3 protein-coding genes are annotated in these 2288 nt (G+C 65.5%); all 3 read right to left on the reverse strand.

The window, feature by feature from the left end; all coding sequences use genetic code 11:
* Positions 1 to 122 precede the first annotated feature (122 nt).
* Positions 123 to 695, reverse strand: coding sequence for an SAM-dependent methyltransferase (locus tag V2I30_RS00525; protein WP_330660107.1), 573 nt, complete (start codon positions 693 to 695; stop codon positions 123 to 125).
* Positions 685 to 1419, reverse strand: a complete 735-nt coding sequence (locus V2I30_RS00530) for a PIG-L deacetylase family protein (protein ID WP_330660108.1) — start codon at positions 1417 to 1419, stop codon at positions 685 to 687. Before V2I30_RS00530 ends, V2I30_RS00525 begins: the two co-directional genes overlap by 11 nt.
* A partial coding sequence (locus V2I30_RS00535) for an acyl-CoA dehydrogenase (RefSeq protein ID WP_330660109.1) occupies positions 1416 to 2288 on the reverse strand: 873 nt, incomplete at its 5' end. The genes V2I30_RS00530 and V2I30_RS00535, both read right to left, overlap by 4 nt.

Genomic DNA, 2288 nt, shown 5'->3' on the forward strand with positions numbered 1-2288 from the left:
CAGGTTGTGAACCAGCGGTCGAACCCTTTCAAAGTTTGGCATTCATTATCCCTCTGGTTTGCTTGCGCCTTTCACATAGGTTATCACAGATCGCCCCTGAGTTCCCGAAGCGATGGGCCGGATCACATCCCGAAGCGGTCGATGCGGTAATTGGGCGCCTCGAGGCGAAAGGTGCTGCGCCAATCTGCCGATGCCTCGAACAGGTTGACGACATCATGGCCGTCAAGCGGAAGATCGGTAGGGCCGGTCCAGTTCACGAGCAGACAGCTGCCTTCCGGCTCCAGCGACCTGCGAGCCTTCTTCGAGGTGAGCGCAACCTCCTCGGCGGAGAGGAAATAGAGGACTTCCGACAGCACGATCAGGTCGAAGGTCCGCACCGGCCAGTCATGCGGCACGTTGCCCTTGATGAACTCGACATGGTCGCAGCCCGACAGCCGCACCCGCGCGCGATCCAGCGCCTTTGACGAGACATCGACGGCCAGCAGCGACTTGCAGCGCGGGGTCAGCTCGCGCGTCAGCAGGCCGTTCGCGCAGCCGACCTCGAAGGCGCTGCCGAATTGCCGGCGGTCCAGCGCCGCCATCGTGGCGCTGCGTTTCTCGCGTTCATAGGCGCTGCTCTCGAACGCCCACGGGTCAGCCTCGGAGGCGAAGATTGCATCGAAAACCGCTTCGCGTCCTTCCGGATCAGAACTCACGGAAGAATATCTCCGGATGCGTCGCGAAATGATCGACAAGCGCTGGAGGCATCCTGAATTCGCCGGCGGCAGGCGGCGCGGTCTGATCGAGTTGCGAGCGATAGCATTGCATTGCCGACTGCTTGCGCAAGGCGGCGCTGTCGTCAGCGAACAGGCGAAGCTCGCCGGGATGGGGGCGCTCTCCGAAACGGCCCCAGACCGGATAGGTCCAGAATGGAACTCCCAGTCTTTCGGCCAGGCGTCGCCCGATGATTGCGGCGGTCTGGTGATCGCAGTGCGGATCACCGCGCCACGTCGACCAGACGGCGGCCACCTTCATCTTGCGGGCATCGACGAGCAATTCCTCCGCGCGGTCGATCGCAAGATCGCAAGGCGTGCTTTTGCCGTCGGGAAGCCGTGTGCGCTCGATGCGGATCCGCTTGCCCGGTGCGAGCAGAGAGAGGGCGTTGCGAAGCTCGTCGAGACGTTGCGCGACAAGGCGGTTGCGTTCGGCGGGCGTCTTGCCGGGCGTCGAGGCTTCGCCGTCGGTCAAAAGGACCAGCAAGATGTCGCGCCCGGCAGCAGCTGCCGCAGAGAGAGCCTGCCCGCAGCCGAGCGTCTCGTCATCGGGATGGGGGGCGATGACGAGCAGCGCGCCCGGCGGCGCCAGGCTCTCGATATCGACCGGCACGGCCGTGCGCGATGCTCCCAGCACCGAGCCTTCCGCGCTCTGCGGCACACTCATAGCTCCTCCACCAGCGTCGATCGCGCGAGCAGCATGTCCACTGCGGCCGCGCGCTTGGCGTCGGGCCGGGCCTGGCACAGGAAAAGCGAAAGATCGCGCCGCATGGCGTCGATCACACTGCCCTCGACGAAAGCGGCCATGCCCAGCGATTGCTCGACCAGCGAGATGATCCTGCGGCATTCGTTCGCGGTCACTTCGCGGGCAAACAGCGAAAGGGCCGCCTTGTCCGGCCCCGCGTCGGCAGCCTCGACCTCGATCGCGCATCGCCGCAGCCAGAGCCGCATGGTCTCGATCGCGATCGCGCTTTGGGCGATCCTCGCCTGCTGGTTGGTGTCGCGGTGCCGGTCGCGCGCGCTCAAGGCCTTGCACATTTCGGAATGAAGCGTTTCGGCGGCTCCGAGATGGGCCGCGCAATAGCGCCAGATCCCGCCTTCGAACCAGGGTTCTGCAAGCAGGTCGCCGGGCTTCCCGACCAGAAGGTGATCCTGCAGCTTCACGCCGTTGAAGTCGTATCTTCCCGACTGGGTGGCGCTCATCCCGCTCATTCGCCACCCGGTGGGATCGGCCCGAGCATCATCGCGCGTCGGCACCAGCATCATCTGCAGGTCGTCGCCGTCGCCCGCGGTGATGACGGCGCTGCCGACGAGGCGAAGGCCCGAGGCAAACCGCTTCGCTCCCCGGAGGACGAGCCCGTCGCCCGCCCGCTCGATCCGGATCGGATCGTCAGGGTCATCCGCGCCCCAAACCCCGAGCAGGGTGCCATCGTGCACCTGCCGGGCGAGTTCTTCCCTGAGCCGCTCGCAGCCGTAAAGCATGACCAGCTTGACGGCGTTCATGTGGCCTTCGAAGACGCGCGCGACCGAAAGATC

This window comes from Erythrobacter sp. (assembly GCF_036351135.1).
GTDB lineage: Bacteria > Pseudomonadota > Alphaproteobacteria > Sphingomonadales > Sphingomonadaceae > Erythrobacter.

Excerpts from the sequence above, each read along its gene's own strand:
- V2I30_RS00530 (WP_330660108.1), bottom strand. The coding sequence starts at position 1,419 with ATGAGTGTGCCGCAGAGCGCGGAAGGCTCGGTGCTGGGAGCATCGCGC.